The 17,941-nt window shown below is 63.7% G+C and carries 17 protein-coding genes; 6 read left to right on the top strand and 11 right to left on the bottom strand.

The features are described from left to right. Positions 1–30: 30 nt before the first annotated feature. From PAN31108_RS12350 to PAN31108_RS12340, 3 genes are all read left to right on the top strand, one after another. A complete protein-coding gene (locus PAN31108_RS12350) occupies positions 31–843 on the top strand; it encodes a MetQ/NlpA family ABC transporter substrate-binding protein (protein ID WP_150669139.1) in 813 nt (270 codons plus the stop codon). Between the two features lie 311 nt (positions 844–1,154). Continuing rightward, the gene (locus PAN31108_RS27180) at positions 1,155–1,214 is read left to right on the top strand and encodes a 4Fe-4S binding protein (protein WP_150669228.1); all 60 of its coding nucleotides are present in this window, start codon (positions 1,155–1,157) and stop codon (positions 1,212–1,214) included. 48 nt (positions 1,215–1,262) lie between these two features. Beyond that, positions 1,263–3,230, top strand: a complete 1,968-nt coding sequence (locus PAN31108_RS12340; protein WP_150669138.1) for a GGDEF domain-containing protein — start codon at positions 1,263–1,265, stop codon at positions 3,228–3,230. A gap of 163 nt (positions 3,231–3,393) precedes the next feature. Here the strand turns inward: PAN31108_RS12340 and PAN31108_RS12335 are convergent, their stop codons facing one another. The 4 genes from PAN31108_RS12335 to PAN31108_RS12320 all read right to left on the bottom strand — a co-directional run bounded on the left by PAN31108_RS12335 (position 3,394) and on the right by PAN31108_RS12320 (position 9,154). Then, on the bottom strand, positions 3,394–5,010 hold the full coding sequence (locus tag PAN31108_RS12335; protein ID WP_150669137.1) for an APC family permease: 1,617 nt from the start codon (positions 5,008–5,010) through the stop codon (positions 3,394–3,396). A gap of 407 nt (positions 5,011–5,417) precedes the next feature. Then, on the bottom strand, positions 5,418–6,869 hold the full coding sequence (locus tag PAN31108_RS12330; RefSeq protein ID WP_246183931.1) for an NAD-dependent succinate-semialdehyde dehydrogenase: 1,452 nt from the start codon (positions 6,867–6,869) through the stop codon (positions 5,418–5,420). 297 nt (positions 6,870–7,166) lie between these two features. Next, on the bottom strand, positions 7,167–8,717 hold the full coding sequence (locus PAN31108_RS12325) for a UbiD family decarboxylase (protein WP_150669135.1): 1,551 nt from the start codon (positions 8,715–8,717) through the stop codon (positions 7,167–7,169). Between the two features lie 218 nt (positions 8,718–8,935). Further along, a complete protein-coding gene (locus PAN31108_RS12320) occupies positions 8,936–9,154 on the bottom strand; it encodes a hypothetical protein (protein WP_150669134.1) in 219 nt (72 codons plus the stop codon). A gap of 132 nt (positions 9,155–9,286) precedes the next feature. Here PAN31108_RS12320 and PAN31108_RS12315 point away from each other — a divergent pair, with 132 nt between their 5' ends. Next, complete coding sequence (locus tag PAN31108_RS12315; protein WP_150669133.1) at positions 9,287–10,342, top strand: lytic transglycosylase domain-containing protein; 1,056 nt, start codon at positions 9,287–9,289, stop codon at positions 10,340–10,342. Between the two features lie 198 nt (positions 10,343–10,540). On the opposite strand, the gene PAN31108_RS12310 is transcribed toward PAN31108_RS12315, so the two are convergent. The 4 genes from PAN31108_RS12310 to ribBA all read right to left on the bottom strand — a co-directional run bounded on the left by PAN31108_RS12310 (position 10,541) and on the right by ribBA (position 13,999). Beyond that, the gene (locus tag PAN31108_RS12310; protein ID WP_150669132.1) at positions 10,541–11,743 is read right to left on the bottom strand and encodes a pyridoxal phosphate-dependent aminotransferase; all 1,203 of its coding nucleotides are present in this window, start codon (positions 11,741–11,743) and stop codon (positions 10,541–10,543) included. 37 nt (positions 11,744–11,780) lie between these two features. After that, positions 11,781–12,233, bottom strand: a complete 453-nt coding sequence (nusB, locus tag PAN31108_RS12305) for a transcription antitermination factor NusB (RefSeq protein WP_069340618.1) — start codon at positions 12,231–12,233, stop codon at positions 11,781–11,783. After that, positions 12,233–12,748, bottom strand: coding sequence for a 6,7-dimethyl-8-ribityllumazine synthase (ribH, locus tag PAN31108_RS12300; protein WP_150669131.1), 516 nt, complete (start codon positions 12,746–12,748; stop codon positions 12,233–12,235). The genes nusB and ribH overlap by 1 nt, the downstream gene beginning before the upstream one ends. 129 nt (positions 12,749–12,877) lie before the next feature. Further along, entirely contained in the window at positions 12,878–13,999 is a 1,122-nt protein-coding gene (ribBA, locus tag PAN31108_RS12295) for a bifunctional 3,4-dihydroxy-2-butanone-4-phosphate synthase/GTP cyclohydrolase II (RefSeq protein WP_150669130.1), read from the bottom strand. Between the two features lie 146 nt (positions 14,000–14,145). Between ribBA and PAN31108_RS12290 the strand changes: the two genes are divergently transcribed. Then, on the top strand, positions 14,146–14,478 hold the full coding sequence (locus tag PAN31108_RS12290; RefSeq protein ID WP_150669129.1) for an ArsR/SmtB family transcription factor: 333 nt from the start codon (positions 14,146–14,148) through the stop codon (positions 14,476–14,478). A gap of 2 nt (positions 14,479–14,480) precedes the next feature. Continuing rightward, entirely contained in the window at positions 14,481–14,987 is a 507-nt protein-coding gene (locus PAN31108_RS12285) for an SRPBCC family protein (RefSeq protein WP_150669128.1), read from the top strand. 207 nt (positions 14,988–15,194) lie between these two features. Here PAN31108_RS12285 and PAN31108_RS12280 read toward each other — a convergent pair whose 3' ends face one another. The 3 genes from PAN31108_RS12280 to PAN31108_RS12270 are packed head-to-tail and all read right to left on the bottom strand — an operon-like array spanning position 15,195 to position 17,934. Then, the gene (locus PAN31108_RS12280; RefSeq protein WP_150669127.1) at positions 15,195–15,896 is read right to left on the bottom strand and encodes an ABC transporter ATP-binding protein; all 702 of its coding nucleotides are present in this window, start codon (positions 15,894–15,896) and stop codon (positions 15,195–15,197) included. Continuing rightward, positions 15,896–16,663, bottom strand: a complete 768-nt coding sequence (gene livG, locus PAN31108_RS12275; protein ID WP_150669126.1) for a high-affinity branched-chain amino acid ABC transporter ATP-binding protein LivG — start codon at positions 16,661–16,663, stop codon at positions 15,896–15,898. The genes PAN31108_RS12280 and livG overlap by 1 nt, the downstream gene beginning before the upstream one ends. Beyond that, complete coding sequence (locus PAN31108_RS12270) at positions 16,660–17,934, bottom strand: high-affinity branched-chain amino acid ABC transporter permease LivM (RefSeq protein ID WP_150669125.1); 1,275 nt, start codon at positions 17,932–17,934, stop codon at positions 16,660–16,662. Before PAN31108_RS12270 ends, livG begins: the two co-directional genes overlap by 4 nt. Between the last annotated feature and the right edge of the window lie 7 nt (positions 17,935–17,941).

Below are 17,941 nucleotides of genomic sequence, written 5' to 3'. Positions count from 1 at the left end.
CGGCACTCACTCACACACGCGAGGTTTTCTATGCAACGTCGTACGCTATTCAAGCTGCTGGCCGGTGTTGGCGCCGCTACGGTTTTCGCTACGCAATTCGCGGCTCCCGCGGCTGCGGCTGACGCCATCAATCTGAAGGTCGGTGTGACGGGCGGCCCGCACGCCCAGATCTTCGACGAAGTGAAGAAGGTCGCGGCCAAGGACGGCCTGAACATCAAGGTCATCGAATTCAGCGATTACGTGCAACCGAACGCGGCGCTGTCCTCGGGCGATCTGGATGTGAACAGCTACCAGCATCAGCCGTATCTGGACGCCCAGGTGAAGGACCGTGGCTACAAGCTCGAATCCATCGCCAAAACGGTCATTTTCCCGATGGGCATCTATTCGAAGAAGCTCAAGTCGCTGGCCGATCTGAAGACGGGTGACAAGGTTTCGCTGCCGAACGATCCGACCAACGGCGGTCGTGCGCTGCTGTTGCTGCAAAAGCAGGGTCTCATCAAGCTGCGCGCCGACGCAGGCCTGAAGGCAACGCCGATCGACGTGGCCGAAAACCCGAAAAAGCTGAAGTTCGTGGAACTGGACGCCGCGCAACTGCCGCGCTCGCTCGACGACGTTGCCGTGGCCGTCATCAACACCAACTTCGCGATGGAAGCCGGTCTGAATCCGAAGAAGGATTCGATCGCCATCGAAGACGCCAACGGTCCGTACGCCAACGTGCTCGTGATCCGCTCGGTCGACCAGAACAAGCCGTGGGTGGCCAAGCTGATCAAGGCTTACCACTCGCCGGAAGTGAAGGCCTTCATCGAGCAAAAGTTCGGTGGTTCGGTGGTTACGGCCTGGTAATCGCGAACACGTCGGTTCAACGATGTTTCGAGACGACTCGCCGCGCGGCGGCGAGCGGCGCCAAGAACGGCAACGCTTTGCGGCGTTGCCGTTTTTTTCGCGTACGGGCGCCGGATTCGCGTGTGACAAGATGCCGGCACAGGCGTCGTCCCGACAGTTGTGGCGATGCCGGTGCTGTCACGGTTTTGTCAAATAACGGCGATAGCCTGAGCGGCAAGTCAAATAAGGTGCCTGCGGGCGCCGCCACAAGACGCGGATATGGGCCGAAGAGCAGCGACCGCACGCGAAGCACGGGGAACGGGTGAGACTTCATCGGGGCACGATGCCTGCGGTGCGTACGCGTGTGCCCGACAGATGCCCGCACAATGTAAAGCGGTTTGCATGATGCCGGCGCACCGCATCGACCAACGGAGTCTCAGTTGAACCCTCCCCCGCCTGTCGTCACTGCTGGGATACGTCCGCAAGACCGCTTTGGCGCTGCTGTGACGGCGCGCGATGCGCATTCGCCTTCCACTGTCCCGACTGCTCCGACTTCCCCCGCCTCCCCGATCGCTTCCTCTGCCCCGCCGGCGTCTGCCGTCTCGTCTGCAACGCCTTACGTCGAGCCCGACGAGGCGTCGCTGCTGGCCGAGCTTTGCGAAGGCATCGGCCTGACCTGCGTCTTTCAGCCGATACTCGATTTCCGGACCTCCGAAATTGCCGGTTACGAAGGGCTCGTGCGTGGGCCGGCCGGCACGTCGATCCACTCGCCGATGGCGCTGTTCGCCGCCGCGCGCCGCCATGGACTGCTCGGACCGCTCGAACTCGCGTGTCGACGTACCGTGCTGCGAGGGTTCGTCGAGCAGGATCTGCCCGAGCGTCTTTTTCTGAACATCGGTCCCGTCACGCGGGCGTTGCCCGGTGGCGGCGTGAGCGAATCGCTCGGGCTGGACGAGACGTTCGCCATGCTCCAGTCGTTTCGGCTCCCGCCCGAGCGCGTGGTGCTCGAACTCACGGAACACGCGCCGACACTGGATCTGGCGAGCACGCGGGCGTCGTTGACGGCGTATCGCGCGCTGGGCTTCGAAGTGGCGCTCGACGACATGGGCGAGGGCTACGCGAGTTTGCGGCTGTGGTCGGAATTGCGGCCCGATTACGTGAAGATCGACCGGCACTTCGTCGACGGCATCGATACCGACACCCTGAAACTTCAGTTCGTGCGTTCGATGCGTCAGATCGCCGAGACGAGCGGCACGCGCGTGATCGCCGAAGGCATCGAACACGCCGAAGAACTCCAGGTCGTGCGCGATCTGGGCATTTTCCTCGGGCAGGGATACTTCATCGCGCGCCCCGAAGCGCAGCCGCAACGGGCGATCACGGCGAATGTGCAGGAGGTCGTGAACGAGCGCCGCGCTTACGTGCATCAGCAACCGAGCCAGTTGGGCGCTGGCAATGTGACGCTCGAGCGCATTGCGTCTTATGTCGCGCCGGTCTCGCCGGACACGCGCAGCGAGGATGTCGTCGCCCGTTTCGAGAGCGATCCCGCACTGGAAGTGCTGCCGGTGGTGGAGCGCGAGCGCGCCGTGGGGCTGATCGGGCGCGCCTCGCTGATCGGCCGGTTCGCGCGACCGTTTACCCGCGAACTTTACGGACGCAAACCCTGCTCGGCCGTGATGGAGCCGCGTCCGCTGACGTTCGACAAAGCCGCGCGCGTCGAGGATCTGAGCCGGATGATCGCGGAAGGGGCCAGCCGTCAGATTGCGGCAGGGTTTATCGTGACGGATCAGGGGCGCTATTTCGGTGTCGCGCAAGGGCACGCCCTGATGCGCCACATCACCGATATGCAGCTCGATGCGGCGCGCTATGCCAATCCGCTCACGCTGCTGCCGGGCAACGTGCCGATCGACGACTATATGGACCGCATGATCGGCGAGCGGCAGTCGTTCCACGCGTGTTATGTCGATCTGGATAACTTCAAGCCGTTCAACGACGTGTTCGGCTATCGGCGTGGCGACGATCTGATTCAACTCGTCGCCCGCGTGCTGATGGCGGTGCGCAATCCCGAGCGCGATTTTCTCGGGCATATCGGTGGTGACGATTTTCTGATTCTGTTCCGCAGCCCCGATTGGGAAGCGCGTTGCCGCGAGGCCCTCACGCGTTTCGGCGAAGCGGTGACGGAATACTTCCATCCGGATCAGATCGCGGCGGGAGGGTTCGAGGCGGAGGATCGTCGCGGGATGGTCATCTTCCATCCGATCACAAGTCTGTCCATCGGTGTGGTTGCGGTGACGCCGGAGAGCTTCCCCTCTCATGTCGAAGTCTCGGCTGCCGCTGCCGACGCCAAGAAGATGGCCAAGCGCGCGCTGGGCAACAGCTTGTTCATCGAGCGCCGGCGCGCGCATCGGTAAAGCAACTCACGCGGTTGTCGTCGGCCATGAAAAAGCCCGCCGGTTGGCGGGCTTTTCGTTGCGTGATGTTGCGTGATGTCGGGTGATGTCGGGTGATGTCGGGTGATGTCGGGTGATGTCGGCCCGACGCCCGATGCTCGGCGGGCGCAGTGCATCAGCGGATTCAGTGCGAGAGTGCGGGCATGCCTTCCATGCTGGCCGCGTCCTGATCGCGCTCTTCCGACAGGTACGGCGTGCGCCAGCCGGCTCTCACGCCCCAGTGGTAGAACGCCAGCGACAGCAGGGCGACGATCGCCATGTCCCAGCCGTAAGACAGCAGCCCGATGCCGCCGAATTCCTTGCTGCCGATGTACGAGCACAACGCCATGCACGGCAGGTAGCCGATAAGCCACCACGACGCCTTGAGGTCGCGACCGAACCCTTGCCACTCGTCCTTGGCCTGATAGTAGAAGTAGACGGGCAACGCGACGACCACGAGCACGATGATCTGGCCGGTCAGCGGCCAACGCGCCCAGTACAGGATGAGCGACGCGCACACGAACGCGAACGGCGCGATCAGCGACAGCCCGCGCAGACGCAGCGGACGGTGCATGTCCGGCGCCGAGTAGCGCAGCGCCATCACGCTGATCGGGCCCGTCAGATACGAGATGACGGTCGCCACCGAGATCACGGCGGCGAGCGAGTCCCAGCCGCGGAAGAAGAACATGAAGACGAACGAGATCGCGAGGTTGAACCACATCGCCTGGCGCGGCACGCCGTACAGCGGATGCACGCGACCGAAGATCGCCGGCAGCGTGCGGTTGCGCTCCATCGCGTAGATCATGCGGCTCGTCGTGGCCATATACGTCGTGCCGGTGCCGCTCGGGCTCAGGAACGCGTCGAAGTACAGCACGATCGCCAGCCAGTTCAGGCCGAGCGCGATCGCCAGTTCGGCGAACGGCGAGCTGAAGCTCACCATGTGCCAGCCGCCGGCCAGTTGTTCGGGCGAGAGCGCACCGATGTAAGCCACTTGCAGCAGCACATAGATGACGGTGGCGAGCAGGATCGAACCGACCACGGCAAACGGGATGCTGCGCCCCGGATCGCGCGCTTCACCCGCAAGGTTGACCGGACTCTGAAAACCGTTGAACGCGAACACGATGCCCGAAGTGGCGACGGCGGTCAGCACGGCCGACATGCCGTTCGGCGCGAAACCGCCGTGCTCGGCGATGTTGAAGTTGTCGGCATGGAAGCCGGCGATCATCAGTCCGGCAATCGTCAGGGCCGGAATGGCGAACTTGAACAGCGTGATCGCCGTGTTGGCGCGGGCGAACAGCTTCACGCCCCAGTAATTCAGCATGAAGTACACGATCACGAGCAAGGCGGACAGCGTCAGACCGCTGGTGGTGAGCGTGCCGTCCACGAACAGCGCGTGCGCCCAGTCGTACGGCCATGTGCTCATGTATTGGATCGACGCTTCGGCTTCGATCGGAATCACCGAGACGATGGCGATCCAGTTGGCCCAGGCGGCGATGAAACCGACAAGGCTGCCATGCGAGTAACGCGAATAGCGGACCATGCCGCCCGACTCGGGGAACATGGCGCCGAGTTCGGCGTAAGTGAGGGCGATGGCCAGAATCACGACGGCGCCGATGAGCCAGGCGAGCAGGGCGGCGGGACCTGCGATCTTGGCGGCTTTCCAGGCGCCGAACAGCCAGCCGGAGCCGATGATCGAGCCGAGGCCGGTCAACATCAAAGCGAACGGCCCGATGTTGCGCATGAGGGATGGGTTGTTGTCCATTGCTGTCTTCTCCACGCCCGGGGGGTGCAAGCGGCGCTCCCGTGAGATGGGGTGGCACGTTGCGCGAGGGCGGACACGCCGGCAGGCCATTCGCCATCACAAGGAGCATGACGGCGCGGGGGTAGCGCTGACGGACGCGACTTCTGTTGATCGGCTTCGCGAAAAACTACCGGCTTCCGACATTGCACCGCAGGGGGCATGTGGCACCCGGAATTGGGGTCGGGGTCGCCGTTCGCGAAAAAAAGCGCGATTCTACCCGAGCCGACGGGGGTGTGTGGGACTTTGTAACACTTTCTCAATGACATCCCGTTCGCCGACGTTAGGTCAAAATGGGCGCAAGCCAGTCACGGCGCGGCTCGCGCCGTGAGAATCCCACTATTACAAATTGTTAAAGGGTCAGATAAAACTCAGATGCCGGCGAGGCACAGATACTTCAGTTCGAGGTACTCGTCGATGCCGTATTTCGACCCTTCACGCCCCAGCCCCGACTGCTTGACGCCGCCGAACGGGGCGACTTCGTTCGAGATCAGGCCGGTGTTGATGCCGACCATACCGGCTTCGATGCCCTCGGCCACGCGCCAGACGCGTCCGACGTCGCGGGCGAAAAAGTAAGACGCCAGCCCGAAATCGGAGGCGTTGGCCAGCCGGATGCCGTCCGCTTCGTCCTTGAACCGGAAGACAGGCGCGACGGGCCCGAACGTCTCTTCCTGCGCGACGAGCATGTCGGCGCTGGCGTCTGCGACCATGGTCGGCTCGAAGAAGCGGCCATGCAGCACCTTGCCGCCGACGGTGACGCGCCCGCCTTTGGCGATGGCGTCCGCCACATGGCGCTCCACCTTGGCGACGGCGGCGTCTTCGATCAGCGGGCCGATCACGACCCCTTGATCGAAGCCGTTGCCCACGCGCAGCTCGCTCACGGCGGCAGTGAGCTTTTCGACGAAGGCGTCGTAAATCCCATCCTGTGCGTAAATGCGGTTCGCACACACGCACGTCTGGCCGGCATTGCGGAACTTGGAGGCGATGCAGCCTTCGACGGCGGCATCCACGTCGGCATCGTCGAAGACAAGGAACGGCGCCAGGCCACCCAGTTCGAGTGCGACTTTCTTGAGGGTCGATGCGCACTGCGCCATGAGCTTCGCGCCCACGGCGGTCGAACCGGTGAAGGAGAGATGGCGCACCCGCGGGCTGGCGGTGAAGACGTCACCCACTTCGGACGAATTTTTCGACGTCACCACGTTGAAGACACCCTTCGGCAGCCCCGCGCGGTCGGCGAGTTCCGCGAGCGCCAGCGCCGAGAGCGGGGTGAGGCGAGCGGGCTTGACCACGATCGTGCACCCGGCCGCAATGGCCGGGGCGATCTTGCGGGTGATCATCGCAATGGGGAAGTTCCAGGGCGTGATCGATGCGCATACGCCGATGGGCTGTTTGAGCACCAGCAGGCGTTTGCCGCCCTCGGGCGAGGCGAGCACGTCGCCGTCGATGCGTTTGGCCGCTTCGGCGAACCACTCGATGAACGACGCCCCGTAGGCCACTTCGGCTTTGGCTTCTGCGAGCGGCTTGCCTTGCTCGGCGGTCATGATGGCGCCGAGATCGTCCTGCGCCTGCATGATGAGATCGAACCAGCGGCGCAAAATGCGCGCGCGCTCCTTGCCGGTCGTGCTGCGCCATGCCGGCAGCGCGGCCTCGGCGGCGACCAGGGCACGCTCGGTTTCCTTCGCACCGAGGTCGGCGACATGCGCGATCTCGGCGTCGGTGGCCGGGTCGCTGACGACGAAGGTGGCGCGGGAGTCGGCGTGCGTCCAGTCACCGTCGATGTAGGCGTCGGATCTGAGCAGTTCGGGGTCGTTCAGGCGGGCCAGCGCGGGATGCGGCCTGGCGGACGAGTGGGATTGCCGGGAGGTATGGGACGGGCGGGATGATGACACGATCGGCTCCTTTCGATGGCCGCGAGGCGCGCTCCGGGGGGAATGCGTCGCGCAGGGGACGGAAATAGCAACGAAAGCGGAAGAAACGACATCGTTTGACCTGTCCGTCGGGAGCCGGCTGGCGTCTACGGCGCGAGGGACCGGGATCTCCCGCGCCGGTAGCACCCATGAAAACGCCGGCAGCCTGACGGCCGCCGGCGTTCGGCATGGCAGCGGATCGTGATGCCGGTTTTACAAGCCGAGATCCTTGTATAGCGCTGCCATGCGAGCGTCCACGTCGGCGGTCATTTCAATCGGACGCCCCCACTCGCGCGAAGTTTCGCCCGGCCACTTGTTGGTCGCGTCGATCCCCATCTTCGACCCCAGCCCGGCTGTGGGCGAGGCGAAATCGAGATAGTCGATCGGCGTCTGGTCCACGAGCGTCGTGTCGCGTGTAGGGTCCACGCGCGTGGTGATCGCCCAGATCACCTCCTTCCAGTCACGAATATCGACGTCTTCGTCCACCACGACGATGAACTTCGTATACATGAACTGGCGCAGGAAGCTCCACACGCCGAACATCACGCGTTTGGCGTGTCCCGGGTACGCCTTCTTCATCTGGACGATGGCCATGCGGTAACTACAGCCTTCGGGCGGCAGATAGAAGTCGGTGATTTCGGGGAACTGCTTTTGCAGCAGCGGCACGAACACTTCGTTCAGCGCGACGCCGAGCACGGCCGGTTCATCGGGCGGTTTGCCCGTATATGTCGAGTGATAGACGGCGTTACGACGCATCGTAATGCGCGCTATCTTGAACACCGGGAACCACTCCTGCTCGTTGTAATAGCCGGTGTGGTCGCCGTACGGGCCTTCGAGGGCATGTTGATATGCGGCGCTCGCGCCACGCGATGGCGCGGGCGGTGCACCTTCGGGCACGACGGGCGGCTGTTCGGCGGGATAAATGAACCCTTCGAGCACGATCTCGGCGCGCGCGGGAACGCGCAGCGATTCCAGTCCCGGCGTGACGCACTTCGCCAGTTCGGTACGGCTGCCGCGCAACAGGCCGGCAAATTGATACTCGGACAAGGTGTCGGGCACAGGCGTCACGGCGCCCAGCATCGTTGCCGGGTCGGCGCCGAGCGCTACGGCGATGGGGAACGGCTTGCCCGGATTCGCCTGGGCGAACTCGCGGAAGTCCAGCGCCCCGCCGCGATGCGCGAGCCAGCGCATGATGACCTCGTTGCGGCTGATCACCTGCTGGCGGTAAATGCCAAGGTTCTGGCGCTTGCGATGCGGCCCCTTCGTGATCACCAGACCCCACGTGATCAGGGGGGCGGCGTCGCCGGGCCAGCAGCTCTGGATCGGCAGACGCGAGAGATCGACATCGTCCCCCTCCCAGACGATTTCCTGGCACACCGGACTGCTCACCTCCTTGGGCGCCATGTCCCACACGGCCTTGGCCATGCCGAGCAACTTGCCGGCATCCTTCAGCCCACGCGGCGGTTCGGGTTCCTTCAGCGTCGAGAGAAGGCGTCCGATATCGCGCAGGGAACTCAGCGCATTCTCCCCTTGCTCGACGCCCATGCCGAGCGCCACACGTTCAGGGGTGCCAAACAAGTTGGCGAGCACCGGCATGTCGTAACCGGTCGGCCGCTCGAACCAGAGGGCCGGGCCCCCCGCTTTGAGCACGCGATCGGCGAGCGCAGTCATCTCCAGCACCGGCGAGACCGGCACGTCTACGCGACGAAGCTGGCCGGATCGCTCCAGTTGCGCGGTGAAGTCACGAAGATCGAGATATTTCATGAAACAAACCGTTACCAAAAAATTTTACGAAATTCATACGCCCGGGGTAAACGGTCGTTTGAAATCGATGAATGTCGGGGGAACACCCTTGTAAACGCGGGGCGGGGCAGGGCATTTTACCGGTCAGGGCGTTCGAACGTCACGGCAAAACAGCCGTTACAAATTACTTTTAGTAATGATTTTCACTAATAATAGTATTGACGGTTTATATATCACTGCTACAATCCGCCCGTTGAATCCAGAAAGGCGGCTTCGATGACGGGTAGGCCGACCCGCTCAAGCTTAGCGACAACTACAACATCGACGTGGATTTTCAGTGGCTGGTTTTCTCGCCGAGGTCGGGAAACCAGTGTTTTAGGAAGCAGCGCGAGCGATAGCTCGTCAGCGCCGAAGACCTGAACAGGTCGGCGCGCTGCGGCGGTAGCGGCATCGTCCATGACAAACACGATGCACCGCCTCGTTCCATATGCCGTAAGTAAGCGCTTCACGGGATGCCTGGCGGGCATACCGGCTTACTTCCTTACGCCCCGGGGCCACCCCGTGGTGACGGCGTAACCGGAGTACGTAGTATGAAGAAGTCTGGTTTATCACCCTGGCTACTGGCCGTGTTCGCTGCGCTTCGCGCACGCGGTGCGGCAACGGTAGCCTTGGCTCGCCGCGATTGGCGTCGCCTTGCATGGCACGGCGGTCGTGTTGGACTGTATACGTCCAGCGCGGTCGGTCTGGTTGCCGTGGTCGGCACGCTGGCGTTGTGGGCCCGACCGACGTGGCGTGCCGATCTGGCGTCGCGCGTGGGTCCGCTGCTTGAGGCAGCCACCGGTTCGGCCAATGCGGCCGGCCAGGGCGCCACCGGCGGCGCGCTTGCACAGGGCACACCGTCGGATTCGACGATGATGGCGCAAGCGGCGCAGCACGTGCCCTCGGCCGCTGTCCTCGCGGCTTATATTCCGAACCAGCGTGTCGCCGCCGATGCGCGCGCGACCAAGGTACTCGATACGCGTGAGCAGATCGCGGTCGCCGACTATCTCGCACGCCGCTATCGCGTGGCGGGCGACGTGACGGGCAACCTCGTGCGCGCGGCATATTCGACCGGCAAGGAAGTCGGCCTCGATCCGCTGCTGTTGCTCGCCGTAATGGCGATCGAATCGGGTTTCAACCCGTATGCGGAGAGCACCGTCGGTGCGCAGGGCCTCATGCAGGTCATGTCGAAGGTGCATCAGGACAAGCTGGAATACTTCGGCGGTCCGGAGGCGGCGCTGCATCCGCTGGCCAACATCAAGGTCGGTGCGCTGATCCTGAAGGAATGCATTGCACGCGGCGGTTCGCTCGCCGGTGGTTTGCGTCTGTATGTCGGATCGACCAGCGCCGGCGACGGCGGCTATGGCGCGAAGGTTCTCGCCGAGCGCGATCGTCTGCGTGGCGTGTCCATGGGACGTAAGGTGTCGCCGAACGAGCCGCAAGCACCGGTGATCGTCAGCTCGGCCAAGCCGGTGGCGAAGCCGGTCTCGAGCGGCAAGTCGGATGCCTCGACGGAATCGGCGCCTGCGCCGGCAGCGTCGACGTCGTCGGGCAAGGCGGCTGCGGCCACCAAGCCGCTGGAAGCGGACGACAGCACGGCGGCCTGATCGGCCTGCGCGGCCCTGGCGGCCAACGACCTCGCGTGACGCGCCACGGCCGGCGCGTCCATCGGCCAGCGATGCTATCTATATAGAGAGGCGTCGCAACAGCCAACAAAAAACCCATCGAAATCGCTTCGATGGGTTTTTTGTTGGCGCCTGGCAGGCGAGCGAGTATCCGGGAAACTTTGAAATGCAGGCACAGGCTCAGCCCGCTGCGAACACCTTGCCGATTCGGTCCATGGCCTCGCGCAATTGTTCGAGCGAGGTAGCGTACGAGAGACGGATGTATTGACGCGGTTCGGCAAAACCGAAGTCGAGACCCGGCACCAGCACGACGTCTGCCTGCTGAAGCAGCGATTGCGTCAGACGGTCGCTGTCGCCCGCATCGGCGTGAGCGACGCCGGCGCAATCCGCGTAGACATAAAACGCGCCGTCCGGCATCACCGGCACCTTGAATCCCAGACGTTCCAGCGCCAGCACGACGAAGTCGCGTCGTTGACGGAATGCTTCCTTGCGTTGCTCGTAGATAGCCAGCGTTTCCGGGAGGAAGCACGCCGTTGCCGCGTGTTGCGCAACGGCGGACGGGCAGATGAACAGGTTCTGCGCGAGCTTCTCGAACGTCGGCACCATCGAGGGCGGCACGACCAGCCAGCCGAGACGCCAGCCCGTCATGTTGAAGTACTTCGAAAAGCTGCTCACGACCAGCACGTCGTCACCGAAACTCAGCGCGGTGGTGGGCTTTCCGTCGTACGAGAGGCCTTGATAGATCTCGTCGACGAGCGTGAAGCCGCCGCGTGCCCGCACCGTCCGCACGATACGGGACAATTCCTCCGTCTCGATGGATGTGCCGGTCGGATTCGACGGCGAGGCAAGGAGCACGCCCTTCGTCTTCGCTCCCCAGTGCGATTCGATGCGCTGCGCGGTGAGCTGGAAACGCTCGGCCGGCCCTGACGGGATCAACACGGGCTTGCCGTCGAACGTCGAGACGAAGTGGCGATTGCACGGATAGCAGGGATCCGGCATCAGCACTTCATCGCCCACGCCTACGAGCGCCGCACAGGCCAGCACGAGTGCAGCCGATGCGCCTGCCGTCACGACGATACGCGACGGGTCGACGTCCACACCGTAGAAACTCCGGTAGTAGCCGGAGATGGCCTCACGCAGCGCAGGAATGCCCATCGCGCCGGTGTACTGCGTGCTTCCGTCGCGCATGGCTTTCGCCGCCGCCTCGATCACCGCTTCGGGTGCTGTGAAGTCGGGCTCGCCGATCCCCATATGGATCACGCGGTGCCCCGCCTTCTCGCGTAGCGCGGCCTGCTTGGCCAGCTCCATCACGTGAAAGGGGGCGATATCGTCGACACGTTGCGCCAGCGTGAGCGCGGGAGCGAGATTGGGCGTGCGATCCATGGGGGCGGGGGGAGGGTTGTCCAGATGGATTGGGATATCAGGCGCTCTTGCCGCGACCGCCGTTGCGATTGGCGGCGACTTCCACCGGGCGGACTTCCGCGGCGAACTTGTCGAGCACGCCGTTCACGAAACGGTGGCCGTCCGGGCCGCCGAACGTCTTCACGACTTCGACTGCCTCGTTGATCACCACACGATAAGGCACGTCCTGAAGGTGAATCAGTTCGTACGCGCCGGCGATCAGTGCGGCATGTTCGATCGGCGACAACTGCGCCGCCGGCCGGTCGAGATAGGGCTGGAGTTGCTGCGACAAGGCGTCCGCCTCGCGGATGCTGCCGTACAGCACAGCTTCCAGGAGGACCTGATCCGCCTTGTCGTAGCCGGGGGTGGAGCGCAGGTGAGCATCGATCTCACTCGCGTGGCCGCGCGAAATCAGCCATTGATACACTCCTTGCAGCGCGAATTCGCGCGCGCGGCGCCGTGCACTCTTCATTACCGATCTTCCTCTTCTTCGTCTTCGTCTTCATCCGATCCCTCGTCGCCACTGAGCATGTCGATGGCTTCGAGCAGATTGGCCATTTCCACCGCCACGCGGGCCGCATCGCGACCTTTCTCGGCGGCGCGCACTTCGGCTTGTTCGTCGTTTTCGGTCGTGAGCACCGCGTTGGCGATGGGGATGCCGAAATCGAGGCCGATGCGCGTGATGCCGGCGCCGCTTTCGTTCGACACCAGCTCAAAGTGATACGTCTCGCCGCGGATTACCGCGCCGAGCGCGATGAGCGCGTCGAACTGGCCGCACTCGGCCATCTTCTGCAAGGCCAGCGGAATTTCCAGTGCGCCGGGCACGGTCACGAGCAACACGTCTTCGCCGTCGACGCCGAGGCGTTCGAGTTCGGCGACGGCGGCTTCACGCAGCGCCGCGCAAACGGCGTCGTTGAATCGTGCTTGCACGATGCCCACGCGCAGGCCTACACCGTCGAGTTCCGGCTGGTATTGTCCGATTTCCATAATGGGCTTCCTCAAAAAAGTACCGTCCAGGCGGTGCGGCCAACGTTGTGCCGGCACGCCCGAGACAGGCAATGCTCGGCAAGATGACGCCCCGTCTGCATTGGACGAGGCATCGATACGGGGTATAACTCAGGCTGATTCGGCACCGGGCATCGGTTGGAAACCGGTCACCTCGAGGCCATAACCTGCCATGTTGGGAATCTTGCGTGGACTCGACAGCACGCGCATTTTACCGACGCCCAGCTCACGCAGGATCTGTGCGCCGACACCGTGCGTACGGAAATCCACCGGGCGGCGCTTGGCGCGGGCCGCTTTCTCGGTTTCGTCGAGCGCCTCGAACTGATTGAACAGATGCTCGGGCGTTTCCACGCAGTTGAGCAGCACGACCACGCCCTTGCCGGCGTCGGCAATCGCCTGCATCGCCCCGGCGAGCGTCCACGAGTGGGTGGACACGCCGGTTTCGAGCAGATCCATGACCGACAGCGGCTCGTGCACGCGCACCAGCGTCTCCTCGTCGGGCGACGGCGCGCCGCGCATCAGCGCGAGGTGCGGATTGCCGCTCGGCTTGTCGCGATACAGCGTTGCCTGGAACGGGCCCCATGCCGTTTGCATTTCGCGCGACGCCACCGTCTCGATCATCGATTCGGTGCGGCTGCGGTAGTGGATCAGGTCCACGATCGTGCCGATCTTGATGTTGTGCTGCTCGGCGAACTCCAGCAACTGCGGCAGACGCGCCATGGTGCCGTCGTCGTTCATGATTTCGCAGATGACGGCCGCAGGCGTGAGGCCTGCCATCGCCGTGAGGTCGCAACCGGCTTCCGTGTGACCGGCGCGCACCAGCACGCCGCCCGGTTGCGCCATGATCGGGAAGACGTGGCCCGGCTGGACGATGTCTTCCGGACGCGCATCGCGCGAGATCGCCGTTTGCACCGTATGCGCACGATCGGCGGCGGAGATGCCCGTCGTCACACCCTCGGCCGCTTCGATCGACAGCGTGAACGCCGTGCCGTATTGCGTGCCGTTGCGATACGTCATCAGCGGCAGGTTGAGCTGTTTGCAGCGGGCTTGCGTGAGCGTCAGGCAAATCAGGCCACGGCCGTACTTCGCCATGAAGTTGATGGCCTCGGGCGTTGCAAATTCGGCTGCCATGACCAGGTCGCCTTCGTTTTCACGATCTTCCTCGTCGACGAGGACTACCATGCGGCCGGCCTTCAGCTCGGCAATGATTTCTTCTGTAGTGGCCAACGGCATAGGGGCGACGCGGGGCTGAATTTGGAAAGGCTCTATTCTACGCCAAGCCGGTGCACGCCTGCGCCCGATCTGGGGCTTCGACCTAAGGAAAAAGCATCGATACAAAGGTATTGACCTAAGTAATGAGGGCGCCTATAGTTAGGCGTATGGCTAACCAATCCATCCCTCTCGATCGTATCTTTCAGGCGTTGTCCGATCCGACACGGCGTGCGGTCGTCGAGCGCCTGACATTGGGCCCGGCGTCGGTCAGTGAACTGGCGCGTCCGTTCTCGATGGCGTTGCCGTCGTTCTCGCAGCATCTGAATGTGCTGGAGGAGAGCGGGCTGGTCGTCTCACGGAAAACGGGGCGGGTGCGGACCTATGCCCTGGAGACGCAGACGCTGGCGGGCGCACAGGATTGGCTCCAGTTGCAGCGCGACAAGTGGACGCGCCGCCTCGATCAACTCGATGACTATCTATTGCAGATGAAGGAGACGTGAACATGAGCCTCGCAAAGCAAGCCACGCTTTTCTCGGTCGACCCGAAGCTGGATCTGGTGCTGGAGCGTTACGTCGATGTGCCGTGCGAGCGCGTCTGGGCGGCATGGACGCAACCTGAGCATCTCAAGAAGTGGTTCACCCCTGCGCCATGGCAGACGGTGGAGTGCGAGATCGATCTGCGTCCGGGCGGACGCTTCCACACCGTGATGCGTTCGCCCGAAGGTCAGCAGTTCCCGAACGTCGGTTGCTATCTCGAGGTCATCGAGAACTCGCGTCTGGTCTGGACCAATGCCGTGCTGCCCGGTTTTCGTCCGGCGCCCGCGCCGGAGGCCGAGCATGGCGGTTTCCCGTTTACGGCCGCCGTGCTGATGGAAGCGCAAGGCAAGGGCACGCGCTACACGGCGATTGCGATTCACGGTAACGAGGAGACCCGCGCGCAGCACGAAGCGATGGGCTTCCACGACGGCTGGGGCAAGGCGCTCGATCAGTTGGTCGGCCTGATGAAGTGACGAGTACGGCGACACGGTGACACGGCGGCACGGTGTCGTCGGCTCAAGAAAAAAGGGATGTGCCCGAAGGCACATCCCTTTTTTTGCCTCGCGGCAACGGCTGCCGACGAGCTTCCCGAATGTCGCGAACGCCACGGACACCGTGTTGGCAACGTCGCATGACAGGATCGCCAACGCGCTGCCGTGTCGGCGATACCTGCGACTGACTTACGCGCCCAGATAAGCGCGCTTGATGTCGTCGTTGGCGAGCAGGTTGTCGGCCGAATCGGCCAGCACCACACGACCGGTTTCGAGCACATAGCCCCGATCGGCCACGTGTAGCGCCTTGTTCGCGTTCTGCTCGACCAGAAACACCGTCACGCCTTCTTCACGGATCGCGCGAATGATGTCGAAGATCTGTGCGATGACGAGCGGCGCCAGACCGAGCGTCGGTTCGTCGAGCAACAGCAGACGCGGACGGCTCATCAGCGCCCGCCCGATCGCCAGCATCTGCTGCTCACCGCCGGACATCGTGCCCGCGCGCTGCTTGCCGCGTTGCGCGAGTCGCGGGAACAACTTGAAGACGTGGTCCATGCCGGCATCGATTTCGTCGCTGGACGCGAAGAAACCGCCCATCTTCAGGTTCTCGATGACGGTCAGGCTCGGAAACACGCGACGCCCTTCGGGCGAAATCGCCAGCCCCATGCGCATGATTTCGTGCGTGGGACGCGCCGTAATGTCGTTGCCTTCGAACAGCACGCGACCGCTCGACGCGCGAGGCGTGCCGCACACGGTCATCATCAGCGTGGTCTTGCCCGCGCCGTTGCTACCGATGAGCGTGACGATCTCGCCCTTGTTCACTTCGATCGACACGCCCGAGAGCGCTTCGACGGCCCCGTAATGGGTGTGGATCTGTTCCAGCTTCAGCATTATTCCTCCCCGAGGTAGGCCTTGATGACGCGCGGATCGTTGCGCACCTCGTCGGGCTTGCCGGTCATGATCGGCTTGCCGTGTTCCATCACGAGAATCCGGTCGGAGACGCCCATCACCAGACTCATGTCGTGCTCGATGAGCAGTACCGAGATACCGAACTCGTGACGCAGCTTGTCGACCAGTTGCTGCAATTCGACCTTTTCCTGCGGGTTCAGACCGGCCGCCGGTTCGTCGAGCATGAGCAGGCGCGGTTCGGTGATCATGCAACGTGCGATCTCGAGACGGCGCTGATGCCCGTACGACAACGTGCCCGCCTCACGGTTGGCAACGCCGGTGAGGCCGAGCCGATCGAGCCACATCTTGGCGCGCTCCAGCGCCTTGCGCTCGGCGCGACGGAACGCGCCCGTCGAGAACAGCCCTTGAAGGAAACCGCTGTGCACGGTCATGTGCTGGGCGACCAGAAGGTTTTCCACGACCGTCAACTGGCGGAACAGGCGGATGTTCTGGAACGTACGCACCAGTCCGCGACGCGCGACCATATGACTCGGCAGGCCGGTGATGTTGTCGCCGTCGAGCACGATCGAGCCGCCGGTCGGCCGATAGAAGCCGCCCACGCAGTTGAATACCGTCGTCTTGCCGGCCCCGTTCGGTCCGATGATCGCGAAGACTTCGTTCTTGCGGACGTCGAACTCGACGCCATCGACGGCGAGCAGACCGCCGAAGCGCATCTGCAAGCCGGAGAGTTTCAACAGTTCTGCACTCATTGCGGCAACTCCACATGCGGGCGGGTGGCGGGCAGCAGACCTTGCGGACGCCACATCATCATCAGCACCATCACCAGACCGAAAATCAGCATGCGGTACTCGGCGAAGTCACGTGCGACTTCCGGCAAGATCGTGAGCAGGATGGCCGCGAGAATCACGCCGATCTGCGAGCCCATGCCGCCGAGCACCACCACGGCGAGAATGAGCGCCGATTCGATGAACGTGAACGACTCGGGCGTGACCAGCCCCTGGCGTGCCGCGAAGAATGCCCCGGCCAGCCCGGCGAACGACGCACCCAGCGTGAACGCCGAGAGCTTGATGCGCGTGGGGTTCAGGCCGAGCGAGCGGCAGGCGATTTCGTCTTCGCGCAGCGCTTCCCATGCGCGGCCGATCGGCATGCGGATCAGACGGCTCGTCACGAACAGCGTAAAGCCGACCAGCGCGAACGCGAGCAGGTACAGGAAGATCACCATGTGCGAGCCGCTGTAATCGAGCCCGATCAGTTCATGGAATGTCTTCGCGCCTTCCACGCTCGACGAGCGCGCCATCTCGAAGCCGAACACGCTGGGCTTCGGAATGCCCGACACCCCGTCCGGGCCGCCGGTGATGCTCGTCAGGTTGTTGAGCAGCAGGCGAATGATTTCGCCGAAACCCAACGTCACGATGGCGAGGTAATCGCCGCGCAGGCGCAGCACCGGGAAGCCCAGCAGGAAACCGAACGTGGCCGACATGAGCGCGGCGAGCGGCAGGCATTCCCAGAAGGTCAGACCAAAGTACTGATTGAGCAGGGCATACGTGTAACCGCCCACGGCATAGAAGCCGACGTAGCCCAGATCGAGCAGACCGGCGAAGCCCACGACGATGTTCAGGCCGAGACCCAGCACGCAGTAGATGAGGGCGAGCGTCGCCACGTCCACCGCGCCGCGCGAGCCCACGAACGGCCACACGAGCCCGACGGCGAGCAGCACCCACATCGCCGTGAGTTGCTGACGACGTCCCATCGCAGGCATCGTCGGCAGCTTCACGGCGCGTTTCGTGCGCACCAGAAACGGCTTGATCAACTGGAACACGAACACCAGTGCGGTCGCGATCCACACCGGACGCCAGTGTTGTTCGAGCACGACCTTGTAGCCGTCGAGCTTCAGTTGGAGGCCCAGGATCGGGGCCGTGAGGATGATCGTCATGACTGCGGCGATGACCGCACCCTTGAGCGTTTCTCCTGCCGGTGCACGGTTGGCGGCGCCGGACTTGAGGGTGAGTTGTTGTGTCATGGTCGAC

This window comes from Pandoraea anhela (genome assembly GCF_902459655.1).
GTDB lineage: Bacteria > Pseudomonadota > Gammaproteobacteria > Burkholderiales > Burkholderiaceae > Pandoraea > Pandoraea anhela.
The sequence above is the reverse complement of the archived record's forward strand: the minus strand, read 5'-3'. Positions and strand labels throughout refer to the sequence as shown.